This window comes from Sphingosinicella xenopeptidilytica, assembly GCF_042676985.1.
Lineage (GTDB): Bacteria > Pseudomonadota > Alphaproteobacteria > Sphingomonadales > Sphingomonadaceae > Sphingosinicella > Sphingosinicella xenopeptidilytica.
Window position 1 is genome coordinate 41,558 of record NZ_JBHTIK010000011.1, and the last position, 14,780, is coordinate 56,337.

The 14,780-nt window shown below is 64.9% G+C and carries 14 protein-coding genes; 4 read left to right on the forward strand and 10 right to left on the reverse strand.

Annotated elements, in window-relative coordinates:
• Positions 1–200 precede the first annotated feature (200 nt).
• The 3 genes from cysD (at position 201) to ACFQ00_RS14630 (ending at position 3,528) form a co-directional block, all read left to right on the forward strand.
• Positions 201–1,103, forward strand: coding sequence for a sulfate adenylyltransferase subunit CysD (cysD, locus tag ACFQ00_RS14620; protein WP_381492330.1), 903 nt, complete (start codon positions 201–203; stop codon positions 1,101–1,103).
• Positions 1,103–3,007, forward strand: coding sequence for a sulfate adenylyltransferase subunit CysN (gene cysN / locus ACFQ00_RS14625; RefSeq protein ID WP_381492333.1), 1,905 nt, complete (start codon positions 1,103–1,105; stop codon positions 3,005–3,007). Before cysD ends, cysN begins: the two co-directional genes overlap by 1 nt.
• A gap of 89 nt (positions 3,008–3,096) precedes the next feature.
• Positions 3,097–3,528: an acyl-CoA thioesterase gene (locus ACFQ00_RS14630; protein ID WP_381492336.1), complete on the forward strand. Its 432-nt coding sequence runs from the start codon at positions 3,097–3,099 to the stop codon at positions 3,526–3,528.
• Here ACFQ00_RS14630 and ACFQ00_RS14635 read toward each other — a convergent pair.
• Positions 3,487–4,869 (reverse strand): MATE family efflux transporter, encoded by a 1,383-nt coding sequence (locus ACFQ00_RS14635; protein ID WP_381492339.1) that lies wholly within the window; start codon positions 4,867–4,869, stop codon positions 3,487–3,489. The two genes, ACFQ00_RS14630 and ACFQ00_RS14635, sit on opposite strands and share 42 nt — an antisense overlap.
• 113 nt (positions 4,870–4,982) lie before the next feature.
• On the opposite strand from ACFQ00_RS14635, the gene ACFQ00_RS14640 reads away from it, so the two are divergent.
• Complete coding sequence (locus tag ACFQ00_RS14640) at positions 4,983–6,209, forward strand: serine hydrolase domain-containing protein (protein ID WP_381492342.1); 1,227 nt, start codon at positions 4,983–4,985, stop codon at positions 6,207–6,209.
• Between the two features lie 199 nt (positions 6,210–6,408).
• Here the strand turns inward: ACFQ00_RS14640 and ACFQ00_RS14645 are convergent, their stop codons facing one another.
• The 9 genes from ACFQ00_RS14645 to ACFQ00_RS14685 form a co-directional block, all read right to left on the reverse strand.
• Entirely contained in the window at positions 6,409–7,527 is a 1,119-nt protein-coding gene (locus ACFQ00_RS14645) for an acyl-CoA dehydrogenase family protein (protein ID WP_381492344.1), read from the reverse strand.
• Between the two features lie 10 nt (positions 7,528–7,537).
• Positions 7,538–8,731, reverse strand: a complete 1,194-nt coding sequence (locus ACFQ00_RS14650; RefSeq protein ID WP_381492347.1) for an acyl-CoA dehydrogenase family protein — start codon at positions 8,729–8,731, stop codon at positions 7,538–7,540.
• 10 nt (positions 8,732–8,741) lie between these two features.
• Entirely contained in the window at positions 8,742–10,085 is a 1,344-nt protein-coding gene (locus tag ACFQ00_RS14655; RefSeq protein ID WP_381492350.1) for a flavin-containing monooxygenase, read from the reverse strand.
• Positions 10,086–10,148: 63 nt separating this feature from the next.
• Positions 10,149–10,628 (reverse strand): Dps family protein, encoded by a 480-nt coding sequence (locus tag ACFQ00_RS14660; RefSeq protein WP_381492351.1) that lies wholly within the window; start codon positions 10,626–10,628, stop codon positions 10,149–10,151.
• A gap of 101 nt (positions 10,629–10,729) precedes the next feature.
• On the reverse strand, positions 10,730–11,062 hold the full coding sequence (gene clpS, locus ACFQ00_RS14665) for an ATP-dependent Clp protease adapter ClpS (protein ID WP_293782787.1): 333 nt from the start codon (positions 11,060–11,062) through the stop codon (positions 10,730–10,732).
• Between the two features lie 130 nt (positions 11,063–11,192).
• Positions 11,193–11,993: a phasin family protein gene (phaP, locus tag ACFQ00_RS14670; protein WP_381492354.1), complete on the reverse strand. Its 801-nt coding sequence runs from the start codon at positions 11,991–11,993 to the stop codon at positions 11,193–11,195.
• 123 nt (positions 11,994–12,116) lie between these two features.
• On the reverse strand, positions 12,117–13,496 hold the full coding sequence (gene pgmG / locus ACFQ00_RS14675; RefSeq protein ID WP_381492356.1) for a phosphoglucomutase/phosphomannomutase PgmG: 1,380 nt from the start codon (positions 13,494–13,496) through the stop codon (positions 12,117–12,119).
• 38 nt (positions 13,497–13,534) lie between these two features.
• Positions 13,535–13,939, reverse strand: coding sequence for a J domain-containing protein (locus tag ACFQ00_RS14680; protein ID WP_381492360.1), 405 nt, complete (start codon positions 13,937–13,939; stop codon positions 13,535–13,537).
• Positions 13,939–14,736, reverse strand: a complete 798-nt coding sequence (locus ACFQ00_RS14685; RefSeq protein ID WP_374598716.1) for a division plane positioning ATPase MipZ — start codon at positions 14,734–14,736, stop codon at positions 13,939–13,941. Before ACFQ00_RS14685 ends, ACFQ00_RS14680 begins: the two co-directional genes overlap by 1 nt.
• Positions 14,737–14,780 lie beyond the last annotated feature (44 nt).

Below are 14,780 nucleotides of genomic sequence, written 5' to 3' on the forward strand. Positions count from 1 at the left end.
TACTGGTCCCCCGGTTCATGCGACTCAGGAACCCCTCTTTGCTCGAACATTACAATTTTGTGACAGTCTCGTAAATGAATTATTACAGTTTTGTGACAGTGCGTGACCGGGGCTAAAAATGGAGCCGGAAAACAGAGCTAGGCGGTACACAAGACTTTGTATTTTGTTTGGTAAGGTCTGTTCGCGCATAGAGCGGTGCCATGAAGCCCCTGACCCATCTCGATCGCCTTGAAGCCGAAAGCCTGCACATCTTCCGCGAGGTCGTCGCGGAGTGTGAGAAGCCGGTGATGCTCTATTCCATCGGCAAGGACTCCGCCGTGATGCTGCATCTGGCGAAGAAGGCGTTCTATCCGGCGCCGCCGCCGTTCCCGCTGCTGCATGTCGACACGACGTGGAAGTTCCGCGCGATGTACGACCTGCGCGAAAAGTCCGCCGCAGACGCAGGCATGGAGCTTCTCGTATGGCATAACCCCGAGGCGAAGGCGCGGGGCATCAACCCGTTCGATCACGGCTCGGCGCTGCATACCGACATGTGGAAGACCGAAGGCCTGAAGCAGGCGCTCGACCACTATGGCTTCGACGCGGCTTTCGGCGGCGCGCGCCGCGACGAGGAAGCGAGCCGCGCCAAGGAACGCATCATGAGCTTCCGCACGTCGACGCACCGCTGGGACCCCAAGAACCAGCGCCCGGAGCTGTGGAACCTCTACAACGTCCGCAAGAACAAGGGCGAAAGCATCCGCGTGTTCCCGATCTCGAACTGGACCGAGCTCGACATCTGGCAATATATCCATCGCGAGAACATCCCGATCGTGCCGCTGTATTTCTCGGAAGAGCGCCCCACGGTACGCCGCGGCGACCTGCTGCTGATGGTGGACGACGATCGCTTCCCGCTCGCCGAGGGCGAAACGCCCGAGATGCGCTCGATCCGGTTCCGCACGCTCGGCTGCTATCCGCTGACGGGTGCGGTTGAAAGCCGCGCGGCGACGCTGCCTGAGATCATCCAGGAAATGCTGCTCACCACCACCTCCGAACGGCAGGGCAGGGCAATCGATCACGATCAGGCCGCCTCGATGGAAAAGAAGAAGCAGGAGGGGTATTTCTGATGGCCCTCGAAGTTTACGGCTCCTCGGACCTTATTGAGCGCGACATCGAAGCGTACTTGGAGCAGCACGAAAACAAGTCGCTGCTGCGTTTCATCACCTGCGGCTCGGTGGATGACGGCAAATCGACACTGATCGGCCGGCTTCTCTATGACAGCAAGATGATCTTCGAGGATCAGCTCGCGAAGCTCGCGGCGGATTCGAAGACGGTCGGCACGCAGGGCGGCGCGCTCGATTTCGCGCTGCTGGTGGACGGCCTCGCCGCCGAGCGCGAGCAGGGCATCACCATCGACGTCGCCTACCGCTTTTTCGCGACCGACAAGCGCAAGTTCATCGTCGCCGATACGCCCGGCCACGAGCAGTACACGCGCAACATGGTGACGGGCGCCTCCACGGCGGACCTCGCCATCATCCTCATCGATGCGCGCAAGGGCGTGCTCACGCAGACGCGCCGTCACACCTACCTCGCGCACCTGCTCGGCATCCGGAACCTCGTGCTCGCGGTCAACAAGATGGACCTCGTCGGCTACGACCGCGCCGTCTTCGATCGCATCGTGCTCGATTACCGCGCCTTCGCGACCGAGATCGGCATCACGCGCTTCAAGGCGATCCCGATTTCCGGCCTTGGCGGCGACAATATCGGCAGCCGCAGCGAGAACACGCCGTGGTACGAAGGGCCGAGCCTCGTCGAGCATCTGGAAACCGTCGAGGTGGACGGCACCGCGCGTCAGGCGGGGCCTTTGCGGTTGCCGGTACAGTGGGTGAACCGTCCCGATCTCGATTTCCGTGGGTTTGCGGGGCAGATCGCTGCCGGAAGCGTGAAGCCGGGCGACGCCGTCCGCGTTGTGCCCTCGGGCAAGACCTCCAGCGTGGCGCGCATTGTCACGGCAGGCGGCGACCTCGATGAAGCTGTCGCGGGCCAGTCGGTCACGCTCACGCTTGCCGACGAGATCGATTGCTCGCGCGGGGACGTTATCGTCTCGGCGGACTCGCCGCTCGAAGTCGCCGACCAGTTCGAAGCGACGGTTGTCTGGATGTCGGACGCGAAGATGCTGCCCGGCCGCCCCTATTGGCTGAAGCTCGGCACCACCACCGTCTCCGCGACGATCACCGAACCCAAGTACGAGGTGAACGTCAACACGCTGGAGCGCCTCGCCGCGAAGACGCTCGATTTGAATGCCATCGGCGTCGTCAACATCGCGCTCGGCAAGCCGATCCCGTTCGCGCCCTATGCGGAGAGCCGCGAGCTCGGCGGCTTTATCCTCATCGACCGTATGACGAACGCCACCGTCGGCGCGGGCCTCATCCACTTCGCGCTCCGGCGCTCGCAGAACATCCACTGGCAGGCGGCGGACATCACGCGCGAGGCGCACGCCGCGCAGAAGGCGCAGCAGCCGAAGCTGCTCTGGTTCACCGGCCTCTCGGGCGCGGGCAAGTCGACGATCGCCAACCTCGTCGAAAAGAAGCTGCACGCCCTCGGCAAGCACACCTTCCTGCTCGACGGCGACAACGTCCGCCACGGTCTCAACAAGGACCTCGGCTTCACCGAGGCCGACCGCGTGGAGAACATCCGCCGCGTGGGCGAGGTGGCGAAGTTGATGACGGACGCGGGCCTCATCGTGCTCACCGCCTTCATCTCGCCGTTCCGCGCGGAGCGGCAGATGGTCCGCGCCATGCTGCCCGAAGGCGACTTCATCGAAGTGTTCGTCGATACCCCGCTCGCCGAAGCCGAGAAGCGCGACGTGAAGGGTCTCTACAAGAAGGCCCGCGCCGGTCAGCTCCGCAACTTCACCGGCATCGACAGCCCCTACGAGGCCCCGGAAAGCCCCGAAATCCGCATCGACACCACCAAGCTTTCGCCGGAAGCCGCGGCGGATGCCATCGTGGAACGGCTGCTCAAGGCCTGATCTTCTGCGGACCCTGTCCGATTGAAGGGCGGACCCGGCGGCCTCGACCTGCCATGTCTAACGCCGATTCGACGTTGGAAGGCTGATGCATGAGGGATGATCCGCGCCGCCGGGATTTGGCCGCCTATCCGTTTCGGATCGAAATGGTGCCACGCTTCGGCGACATGGACCTCAACCGGCACCTCAACAATGTGGCGGTCGCGCGCTTCTATGAAGAGGGGCGCGTCCGCTTTCATTTCGATCTGCACCGGCGGCCGGGGCTTGAACGCTTCCGGGGTTTCATCGCGCACCTCGCGATCGATTACCTCGCGGAAGGGCACTGGCCCGATCCGGTCGAGATCGGCGTCGGCGTCGTTCACATCGGCGGGTCATCCTACCGGCTCGGCCTCGCCATGATCCAGCGCGGCGCCTGCATCGGGCTTTGCGATTCGGTGCTCGTCCACCGCGACGAACACGGCAACGCGCCGTTGCCGCCGCTGCTACGCGAGGCTCTGGAGAGCCTTCGCCTCCGGGCCGAATGAGCGGCGCGAGAGCCACCAGAAACGCGCGAGCAGGAAGCCCGACGAGATGACGCTGGCGATCACCACCGACCAGACGAGGCCGATCAGGCCCATGCCGAGCGACAATCCCAGCACGTAACTGAGCGGCAGCATCACACCTGCGTAGCTGATCGTGTGGGTGAGCGTAGGCAGCCACACATCGTCGCGCGCGCGCAGCGCGTTCGCGGCGACGACCTGCAGCCCGTCCGCAACGAAGAACAGCGACGAAAGCGCCATCGCCGGCACCGCGAGCACGACGAGCGCGGGATCGGTCGTGTAGGCGCTTACGATCGTTTCCGGCAGCAGCGCGACAATCGCTGCGATCACGACGAGCGCCGATCCGGTCGCCGCGAAGCCCTGCATTCCCGATCGGCGAACGGCGGCGGGTGAGCGTTCACCGAAGCCGCGCCCCACGAGAACGGCGGTCGCCGAGGCGAAGCCGAGCGGTACCATGAAGACGATCGCGGCGACGTTGAAAACCACCGCCCATGCCGCCGCCTCCAGCCCGCCGAGCAGGCCCGCGATGGCGTTCATGCCCGCAAAGGCGCTGGTTTCGACGAACAGCGAGGCGGCCGACGCGCCGCCGATCCAGATCAGCGGTTTCCATCCCGGCGCACCGGGCGCAGCGGCGAAAAGGCCATATTTCCGGCGCGCGTCGGACCACAACACGAGATAGGCGGCAAGTCCCAGGACGAGCGCGGTGCGCGCGATGAACGTCGCGGTCGCCGAGGCTACGGCGCCTTCGACCGGAAACGGCGAGGTGCCCGGCACCAGCCAGAGGTTCGCCGCAAGATTGACGATGTTCGCACCCCACATCAGCGCCGCGGCGGGGCCTGGGCGCCCGAGCGCCTCCAGCCAGAAGGTGAGGGCGATCGCGAGCAGGTAGGCAGGCGTCGAGAGCGCGAATGTGCGGGCGACCGCCGCCGAACCCTCGGCAAGCGCGGGTTCGAGCCCGATGGCGTGCATCGCCGGCCCGGCGCCCACCCAAAGCACCGCACCGAAAATAACACCCACCGCTGCGGCGAAGATCAGCCCGCGCCGCAGCACTGCGCCCGCATCCTCGGGGCGGCCCTCGCCGATGCGCTGCGCCGTCAGCACCTGCACGCCCGTCAGCAGCCCGACGCCCGTCGTCAGCGCGATCATCGTCGGCGCCCAGCCGAGCGCGTGATAGCCGAGTTCGATCGAGCTATGGTGCCCCACGACGATCGCGTCCGTTAGCCCCATCATCATGATGCCGAGGCGCGACAGGATCACCGGCGAGGCAAGCGCCAGCAGTTCGGAGAGGCTTCCGCGCGCGGCGGTGTGTGTCTTCAGCATGATCATTGAACCGGTTTCAAAACAGCCGGCCCGGATACGCGAAACCGATGACATTGGCGAGTGCATCCGTGTACGATGGCGTCGTACAAGGCGAGGGTGCGTTGAAGGAGGCCCTGTTGGTGCTGAAAGTCGGTCAGGGACATGGCATGTCGGCCGCGCGCCTCGCGCGGATCGACGATTTCCTGGAGCAGACATATGTCGCTTCGGGCAAGATGCCTGGCACGCTCACGCTCGTTGCGCGCCGGGGCGAGATCGCCCATGTCGGCGTGCGCGGCCTTGCCGATCGCGAACGCGGCACGCCGGTCGCGGAGGACACGATCTTCCGCATCTATTCGATGACGAAGCCGGTCACGTCGGTCGCGTTCATGATGCTGGTGGAGGAGGGGCGTGTCGCGCTCGACGATCCCGTGCACCGCTACATCCCGGAATGGAAAGACCTCGGGGTCTTCGCGGGCGGCATTGACAAGCTCGGGTTCCAGACGGCGGTGCCCGCCCGGCCGATGCTCGTCGTCGATCTGCTGCGTCACACCTCGGGCCTCACCTACGGTTTCCAGAACCGCACCAACGTGGACGCCGCCTACCGCGCGCGCGGCATCGGCGAGATCGAGAAGGGCACGATCACGCTCGCCCAGATGATCGCGGGGCTTGCCGAGCTGCCGCTCGAGTTCTCGCCGGGCGATAAGTGGAACTATTCGGTCGCCACAGATGTGATCGGCTATCTGATCGAGCGCATCTCCGGGCAATCCTTCGAGGATTTCCTGCGCGAGCGCCTGCTGACGCCGCTCGGAATGATCGACACAGACTTTCAGGTCCGCGCGGGCGAGGCGCATCGCCTCGCCGCCTGCTACGCGCTCACCCCGAACGGCCGCACCATCCTGCAGGATGACCCCGCGCTTTCCGGCTTCCTGAAACCGCCCGCGTTCGTTTCGGGCGGCGGCGGCCTCGTCGGCACCGCGCACGATTACCTGAAGTTCGCGCAGATGTTGCTGAACGGCGGCGAGGCGGATGGTCGCCGCTACATCAGCCGCAAGACGCTCGACCTGATGACCGCGAACCACCTGCCGGGCGGCGTCGATCTGCCCGCGCTGTCGGTCTCGCTGTTCTCGGAGGCGAACTACAACGGCATCGGCTTCGGCCTCGGCTTCGCGACGACGATGGACCCGGCCAAGACGATGATCCCGGGCTCGGCCGGCGACTATTTCTGGGGCGGCGCCGCCTCCACGGCGTTCTGGATCGATCCGGTCGAAGACCTCATCTGCATCTTCATGACACAGCTCATCCCCTCATCGTCCTACCCCGTCCGCCGCGAACTCAAGACGATGGTCTACGCCGCGATCGAGGATTGACGCGCAGGGAGCCACTCCTCTGAGAGGCGATTGTACCGCTTGCAAACCCGCGGTTGGCGCTGCGGCTCCTCTACACACCCGTCATACCGGCGTAGGCCGGTATCCATGGGGCCGTGGTTATGGGCCCCGGCCTTCGCCGGGGTGACGAGGGGAAGTTTGCAATCGACATACCCCCCGAAGAGGAGGGGAGGAAGAAGCCTTACGCCGCTTCCCCGAACGCCAGCGCCTCGTAGCGCTGCAAATGCCAATCCGTGTTCCCGAACTGGCTTTCGATCATCGTCGCACGTTTGAAGTAGTGGCCGATCGCGAGTTCGTCGGTCATGCCCATGCCGCCGTGGATCTGGATGGCTTCCTGTCCACTCAGCGTCAGCCCCTTGCCGATCTTCGCCTTGGCCATCGAAACGGCGGCGGGATCGGGGAGTTTCAGCGTTGCCATCAGCGCCATCGATGCCGCCTGCTCGGCCTCCATGAACATGTCGACCATGCGGTGCTGCAGCACCTGGAACTTCGAGATCGGCTGGCCGAACTGCTTCCTTTGCTGGGCATAGTCCTGCGTCTGCCGGTGGAGTTCGTGCAGCACGCCGACGGCTTCGGCGCAGAGCGCCGTCGTCGCCTCGTCGATGATCCGGCTGACGAGCGGGAAGGCGCCGTCGGTCTCGCCGAGCAGCGCTTCGCCGGGCACTTCGGCGTTCTCGAAATAGACCTCGGAGGCGCGGCCGCCGTCCGCGGTCGGGTAGTCCCGCCGCACGACGCCCTTCGCGCCGTTCTCGATCAGAAACAGGCTCACGCCGGCCTGCTCGCGCTGCCCGCCGCCGGTGCGCGCGGTGACGATCAGGTGGCTCGCGAACGGCGCATCGCGCACCACGGCCTTGTGCCCGGAGAGCGTCCAGCCGCTGCCGGACCGCTTCGCGCTCGTCGCGATGTTCGCCGGATCGAAACGCCCCTTGGGTTCCGCCCACGCGAACGCCGTCGTCAGCGTTCCCGCGATGATGCTTTCCACAAGGTCCGTGCGGCCGGTCTCGCGCGCGAAGCCGCCCCCGATCACCACCGTTGAAAGATAGGGTTCCAGCACCAGCGCCTTGCCCAGTTCCTCCATCACGATCATGTTCTCGACCGCGCCGCCGCCGAGCCCGCCGAGGCTTTCGGCAAAGGGCGCCGCGAGGATGCCGAGTTCTTCGGCGAAAGCCTTCCAGATATCGGGCGACCAGCCGTCCCCACGCGAAATCTTCATGCGCGTTTCGTGGTCGTAGCGGTCGGCAAGGAAGCGCGCGAGCGTATCGCGCACCATCGTCTGCGTTTCGGTGTAGCTGAAGTCCATTGTCTTGCCCCTACAGCCCGAGAACCATCTTTGCGATGATCCCGCGCTGAATTTCGTTCGATCCGCCGTAGATCGAGGTCTTTCGCATGTTGAAATAGGTCGGTGCGGCGCGCAGCGCGTATTCGGGGCCGATGGCGTGCTCGTTGTCGCTGTCTCCGAAGCCGCGGAACCAGGGAGCGCCGTAGTGGCCCACCGCTTCCAGCGTCAGCTCGGTGATGCGCTGCTGGATCTCGGTGCCCTTGATCTTGAGGAGCGAGGATTCCGCCCCCGGCGGCTTTCCGGCCGCGAGTGCCGCCAGCCCGCGCAGTTCGGTGAATTCGAGCGCGGCGAGGTCGATTTCCAGCTCGGCGATCTTGCGCTTGAAGAACGGGTTCTCGATCAGCGACCGGTCGCCGTCCAGCTCGGTCGCCGCGATCGCGCGCAGCTTCTCGATGCCGCGCTTGGAGCGCGCGACGCCCGCGATGCCGGTGCGCTCGTGCGCGAGCAGGAACTTGGCGCAGGTCCAGCCCTTGTTCTCTTCATGCACGCGGTTTTCCACCGGCACGCGCACGTTTTCCAGCCACACCTCGTTCACCTCGTGCTCGCCGCCGAGCGTGATGATCGGGCGCACGGTGATGCCGGGCGTCTTCATGTCGATGAGGAGGAAGGAAATGCCCTCCTGCGCCTTCACCGAGGCATCGGTGCGGACGAGGAAGAAGCCCCAGTCGGCGTGCTGCGCGAGCGTCGTCCACGTCTTCTGGCCGTTCACGATATAGTGGTCGCCGTCGCGCTCGGCCTTGGTGCGCAGCGAGGCGAGGTCCGATCCCGCGCCCGGCTCCGAATAGCCCTGGCACCACCAGTCCTCGCCCGAAAGGATGCGCGGCAGGAAGCGCGCCTTCTGCTCGGGCGTGCCGAACGTGTAGATCACGGGGGCGACCATGCTGATGCCGAACGGCAGGATGGGGACCGTGTCGGCGCGCGCCAGTTCTTCTGAAAAGATGTAGCGCTGCGTCGCGCTCCAGCCCGGCCCGCCGTATTCGGTCGGCCACGCGGGCGCGACCCAGCCTTTCTTGCCCAGAATCCGGTGCCACGAGAGATAGTCTTCCTTCGACCATTCCTCGCCCTCGTCGAGCTTGCCCTTCAGGTTTTCGGGATAATTCTCGTCGATGAAGCGGCGCACCTCCTCGCGGAAGGCGGCGTCTTCGGGGCTGAACGACAGGTCCATTGTATCCTCCTCAGGCGGCGTTGGCGGTCGTTGCCGCCGGCCGGTCTTTGCGCCGGTTTTGTCCGGCTTTCAGTTCATGCGCGATCTCGCGTTTATAAACGTCGAAATCCACCTGCATCGTGTGGCGGCGCGAGGCGTAATAGTGGCCTTGATGCCGGGTCTCGTCCTCGCCGATCATGCGCCGCATCGCGTTCGCATCCGGTAAACCATAGGCGCCGGTCAGCCACGCCGCGAGCAGCTTCGATTGCTGCTCGGCGAGGTTCACCAGCGTCGGCAGCGACTGCGCGAGCCCCATGAACCACAAGTCCGTCCGCTCTGGCCTCACCATGCGCTTGAAAAGCCCGATGTGGTTGTCGACGACTGGCGCGTCGGCATCGCTCAGGAACGGGAAGGAAATCTGGTAGCCGGTCGCATAGACGATCGCGTCGATCGCCTCGCTGCTGCCGTCTTCGAAGCGCACGCTGCCGCCTTCGAATGACGCGATGTTCGGCTTCACCGTGATGTCGCCCGATCCGCAGCGCAGCAGGAATTCGGAGCTGACCGTGGGGTGCGCTTCGAGCGGGGCATGATCGGGGGCGGGGAGGCCGTAGCTCTCCATGCTCCCCACCGCGCGTTTAACTACGAACGCGGCGAGGCGGCGCTTGAGGCCGATCGGCATCCATTCGGGCAGCGCCTGCTTGTCCGAAGGTTTGCCGCCGAGATACTTCGGCAGCACCCACACGCCGCGGCGCGCAGCGACGAACAGCTTCGCCGCCATCGGCCGCTGCGAAAGTTCGGAGGCGATATCGACCGCGCTGTTGCCGAGCCCGACGACGAGCACGCGCTTCCCCACCATGTTCACGGGTTCGAACGGCGTACGGTAGTCGTGGCTGTGGATCTGTGCCCCGTCGAAGGGACCGGGAAAGGCCGGGATATTCGGTTTCCAGTGATGCCCGTTCGCAACCACCAGCACGTCGTAGCGGCGCGTTTCGCCGCCGGCGGTCACCTCCCAGCCGCTGCCGTCGAGTGGCCGGCACGCCGTCACCTCGGTGTTGAAGAGGATGCGCTCGCGCAGCCCGAAATGGTCGACGTAGGCGTTGAAGTAGCTGTCGATCAGGCTGTGGTGCGGGAAGTCCGGCCAGTCCGCCGGAACCGGGAAATCCTCGAACTGCAGCCGCGTTTTCGAGGTGTCGATGTGCAGGGACTGGTAGCAGGCCGAAACGCCGTTCGGGTTGCCATACGCCCAGTTGCCGCCGACGCGGTCGGACTTTTCGAAGATGTCGAAGGCAATGCCGTGGTCGGCGAGCCGCTTGGCGGTCGTGAAACCGCTGCAACCGGCGCCGATGATGCAGACCTTTGGTGCGGAGGCTCCCATGCCCCCAAATTCGGGTGAGGCGCCCGAAGCGTCAACTCACCCGAATCAATAGGGGGGCCTTGGTTAACCGAGGATCGAACGCAGCATCCACGCGGTTTTCTCGTGATACTGCATCCGGCCGACGAGCAGGTCGACCGAGACCTCGTCGCCCGCATCTTCCACGGTCGAGAAGATCTTCCGCGCCGTGCGCGCGACGGCCTCGTGACCCTCGGCGAGCTGCTTCACCATCTCCATCGCTTCGGGCGGCTGCTCGGGCGCTTCCTTGATGCTGGTGAGCTTGCCGAACGCGCTATAGCTACCCGGCGCGAAATGGCCGAGCGCGCGGATGCGTTCCGCGATCTCGTCGGTCGCCAGCCACAGCTCGTTGTACTGCGTCTCGAACATCGTGTGCAGCGAGTTGAACATCGGACCCGTGACGTTCCAGTGGAAGTTGTGGGTCTTCAGGTAGAGCGAATAGGTGTCGGCAAGAACGTGGGCGAGGCCGTCGGCGATCTTGGCGCGGCCAGCCTCGGGGATGCCGATGTGGGATTCAGTGTCGGACATGATGTTTCCTTTCGTCGCTGCATACTCGTGGAAATCGGAAACCACCGCCAATGGATTATGTCATTGACTGCAATCAAAAACTTCAATCAGCCGAATTGGTTTCAGGCTTTTTCCAGCGTGCACTGCAGCGGGTGCTGGTTCTGCCGCGCGAAATCGAGCACCTGGTTCACCTTGGTTTCGGCGACCTCGTAGGTAAACACGCCGCACAGGCCGACGCCTTTGTGGTGGACCTGCAGCATCACGCGCGTCGCATCCTCGGTGGACATGCGGAAAAAGCGCCGCAGCGTTTCCACCACGAATTCCATCGGCGTGTAGTCGTCGTTCAGCATCAAGACCCTGTAAAGCGCAGGCTTTTTGGTCTTGGGCTTGGTCTTGGTCGCGACGCCGGTGTCCGTGCCGGAACCGTTCCGGTCGTCTGACTCGCGATCAGTCATTCATCCGCTCACTCACGAGGTTTCGCACTGCGTCATGATATTGCAGGTACGGCAGCGATAACAAGACCATGAACGAAAAGGGCGGCCGCAGATGCGACCGCCCTTCCGATACCAATGTCTGGCGCAGCGCTTACTTGGCGACAGCGGCCGTCTTGAACTTGTCGGCCGCAACCGCGAAGCGGCTGGAGATCGGCTCGAACACGTCGTTCGAAAGCTTCACGAACGCTTCGGTCATCTTGCTGCTGTCAGCGATGAACTTGTCGAACTGCGTGCGGGCGAAATCGCTCTGCAGCTGAAGCAGCTCGTTGGCGCTCTTGGCAGACGAGAACGACTTGAACGCCGTCGTCGCGGCTTCGCCGTTCTTCTTGGCGAGTTCGATCGCCGACTGCGTCAGCGTCTCGAAGCCCTTCGCGGCGATCTTGCCGGATTCGACGAACGCTTCCACGTTCTCGCGCGTGAAGCTGCCCAGCTCCTCGGCGGCCTTGGTGCTCTTGTCGAGCGCTTCGCGCGTCTTCGTCTGGAACTGTTCGACAGCAGCCTTGCCCTGCGCCATCGCGGTTTCGGTCTGCTTCTTCACGTTTTCATTGATCGTCATGATTACTGCCTTCTGCTTCGGGGGGACGCTGGCCTTCGCGGATACGGCTGCGGGGGCCACTGTTTTTGGTTTGGGTTTGGCTTTCGGCGTCGGCGCTTTCGCGACCTTTGCCTCAACCTTGGCGGGGGCCGGCTTCACCGGCTTCGCCACGACCTTCGCGGCGGCCTTGGGGTTCACCTTCGGCTTCGCGGCAGGGGTGGGCGCGGCGGCTTTCGGTGCCGGTTTCGCTTCAACCTTAACGGCGGGTGCGGCTTCTGCCTTCGGAGCGGCGGCAGGCTTCGCCGGCGCCGCGGTGACGGGTTCCACTTTCACTTCCACCTTTGCTGCTTCAGCCATCGTGACCTCCAGAGGGACACCTTATGCTGCACTGCAACATAGGGACGTCCGCCCGACTCGTCAAGGCTTTTTGTGCACTGCAACATAAGTGAAATGTGAGGCCCGCTCAGGGCCTGATCAAACTCAGTGCCCGGTCAGCGTCGCAAGGCCGGATGCGGAGAGTTGCGCGTTGATCGCAGCGACAAGCCGATCGAGCGCTTCCGCCGAAACCGCCTCCGCGCGCGCGACGAGCACGTCCTGCGTGTTGGAGGCGCGCAGCAGCCACCAGCCGTCGGGGGTGTTCACACGCGCACCGTCGGTGCGGTTCACGTCCGCGCCGCTTGCTTCCAGCCGCGCCAGCACTTCGTCGATCACGGCGAACTTGCGTTCCTCGGGGCAGGGGAAGCGCAGTTCGGGCGTGTTCACCATCGCGGGCATCGCGCCGCGGAGGTCCGTGAGCGACTTGCCGCTCCGATCCACCGCGCCGATCAGCCGAACGGCGGCATAGATCGCATCGTCGAAGCCGTAGTAGCGGTGCGCGAAGAAGATATGCCCGCTCATCTCGCCCGCGAGCGGCGCGCCGGTTTCCTTCATCTTCGCCTTTATGAGCGAATGGCCGGTCTTCCACATCAGCGGCTTGCCGCCGAGATCGGCGATGCGATCGTAGAGCGCCTGGCTCGCCTTCACGTCGGCGATGATCGTCGCGCCCGGCACGTCCCGCAGTACGTCTTCGGCGAGGATCATCAGCAGCTGGTCGCCCCAGATGATGCGCCCGGTGCTGTCGATCGCGCCGATGCGGTCGCCGTCGCCATCGAAGGCGAGTCCGAAGTCGAGGCCCTTTTCAGCGACGACACGGCGAAGGTCGACGAGGTTCTTCTCCTCGGTCGGGTCCGGGTGATGGTTCGGGAAATTGCCGTCCACATCGGTGAACAGAAGGTGGTGCTCGCCCGGCATAGCGGCGGTCAGCCGCTCGACGATCGGCCCGGCGGCCCCATTCCCCGTATCCCATGCGATGCGGAAGCCATGCGCGGGCACGTCTCCGAGCAGTCGCTGGACGTAAGCTTCGGAAACATCGACTTTGCGGTTCGATCCGATGCCGCGCTCCCAATCGCCCGCCGCCGCCATCGTCCCGATCCCAGTGATGTCGGCGCCGTAGAACGGCCCGTGGCCCAGCATCATCTTGAAGCCGTTGTAATTGGGCGGGTTGTGGCTGCCCGTGATCATCACGCCGCCGTCCGCATCCAGATGGTGCACGGCGAAATAGAGCATCGGCGTTGGCCCCAGTCCGATCCGAAGCGCTTCGCAGCCCGTGTCCTCAAGGCCGCGCACCAGCGCCGCTTCCAGCGACGGCGAGGAATGGCGCCCGTCATAGCCGACCGCGACCTTGGTTCCGCCTGCGCGGCGCACGCGCGTGCCGAAGCCGCGCCCGATCGCGTAGGCGTCGTCCTCGCCCAGCGTTTCGCCGATGATGCCGCGGATATCGTATTCCCGAAGCGATGTCGGGTGGAAGTCGTGCCGGTCCAAGATACTGCCCTTGCTGAAAGAATCGCGAAGCTACGCTCTCAACGCTCCTTAGCGCGAAGATGTTTCAGGAGCGTATCCCTCGCCGCGTTGATCCGTGCCGAGGCTTCGGCGGAGCCGCCTTTGTCGGGATGAACCTCGGCGATCATCCGCCGCCACGCCGCATTGATCTCCACCGCGCCAGCGTCAGCCGAAATGCCGAGCAGCCGTCCTGCCTCCTCGGGCGTGATGTCCTGTCCTGAACGGGGCACGCGCTGGCCCAGCGCCAGCCACACCGTCACGCCGCCAACGATGAGCGCGCCCAGCCATTGTCCGATCAGCAACAGGCGCAGCGCGAGAGCAGCACCCGCGGCGATGCCGATCCAGCGCAGCCGCACCGGTGTCAGCGCACCCGTATACCACAGCGCGCCGAGCGCTCCCGCCGCAAGGGCGAGGACCACGATCATCAGCTGGCGAGGCTCTGTGCTTCCTCGGTTTCGGGGAGGGCAAGGCTCGTGATCAGCTCGCGCAGCTCGTTGCGCGCGGCGATGTGGCTCATGTTCACGTCGTCGATGACGCCGATGTCGAGCAGCGTCAGCCCGCGCGGGAAGAGTTCGCGGTAGATGACGCGTTCGGAAAGGCCGGGCGCGATGCGGAAGCCGATGCGCTTCGAAAGCTCGTCGAGCGCGCCGCCCACGCGAATCATATTCTTCGCGGCGAGCGAGGACATGCGGTTCCGCACCACCACCCAGTCCACCGATCCGCCGTCCGTCTTCGCGCGGGCCTTGCGCGCGTCCCAGATCAGCTCGGCATAGAAGCTCGGGCGCTTCACCTTGAACGTGTCCGGGTCGACCTGCCCGATGAGGTCGAAGTCGACGAAGCTGTCGTTCATCGGCGTGATCAGCGTGTCGGCGCGGCCGAGCGCGACGCGCGAAAGGGGGCTGTCGCGGCCGGGCGTATCCACCACGATCACGTCCACCACCGGTGCCCATGCGTCGAGCGTGGTGCGCAGCAGCGTTTCGCCGTGGCTGTCGTTGTCGTCGATCACTTGCAGGCGCGGCGTCTTGAGGCCGAGGCCATGGCCGTCCGAGAAGCTCTGCCGGTTTTCCATGTAGCGCGTGAAGGTGCGCTGCCGCGAATCGAGGTCGATGGCGGCGACCTTACGGCCGCTGTGCATCAGCGCGACGGCGATGTGGACCGCGGTCGTGGACTTGCCTGTCCCGCCTTTTTCATTGCCAAGAACGATGACATGGGCTTTGGCCATAAACGAACGCGCCCCCGATGGCTGGATTCCGTTTGATGGCGGAC

Excerpts from the sequence above, each read along its gene's own strand:
- ACFQ00_RS14635 (WP_381492339.1), bottom strand. The coding sequence starts at position 4,869 with ATGATCATGCTGAAGACACACACCGCCGCGCGCGGAAGCCTCTCCGAA.
- phaP (WP_381492354.1), bottom strand. The coding sequence starts at position 11,993 with ATGGCTGAAGCAGCAAAGGTGGAAGTGAAAGTGGAACCCGTCACCGCG.
- ACFQ00_RS14680 (WP_381492360.1), bottom strand. The coding sequence starts at position 13,939 with ATGATCGTGGTCCTCGCCCTTGCGGCGGGAGCGCTCGGCGCGCTGTGG.
- ACFQ00_RS14685 (WP_374598716.1), bottom strand. The coding sequence starts at position 14,736 with ATGGCCAAAGCCCATGTCATCGTTCTTGGCAATGAAAAAGGCGGGACA.
- ACFQ00_RS14655 (WP_381492350.1), bottom strand. The coding sequence starts at position 10,085 with ATGGGAGCCTCCGCACCAAAGGTCTGCATCATCGGCGCCGGTTGCAGC.
- ACFQ00_RS14660 (WP_381492351.1), bottom strand. The coding sequence starts at position 10,628 with ATGTCCGACACTGAATCCCACATCGGCATCCCCGAGGCTGGCCGCGCC.
- ACFQ00_RS14650 (WP_381492347.1), bottom strand. The coding sequence starts at position 8,731 with ATGGACCTGTCGTTCAGCCCCGAAGACGCCGCCTTCCGCGAGGAGGTG.
- ACFQ00_RS14630 (WP_381492336.1), top strand. The coding sequence starts at position 3,097 with ATGAGGGATGATCCGCGCCGCCGGGATTTGGCCGCCTATCCGTTTCGG.
- ACFQ00_RS14645 (WP_381492344.1), bottom strand. The coding sequence starts at position 7,527 with ATGGACTTCAGCTACACCGAAACGCAGACGATGGTGCGCGATACGCTC.
- cysD (WP_381492330.1), top strand. The coding sequence starts at position 201 with ATGAAGCCCCTGACCCATCTCGATCGCCTTGAAGCCGAAAGCCTGCAC.
- cysN (WP_381492333.1), top strand. The coding sequence starts at position 1,103 with ATGGCCCTCGAAGTTTACGGCTCCTCGGACCTTATTGAGCGCGACATC.
- clpS (WP_293782787.1), bottom strand. The coding sequence starts at position 11,062 with ATGACTGATCGCGAGTCAGACGACCGGAACGGTTCCGGCACGGACACC.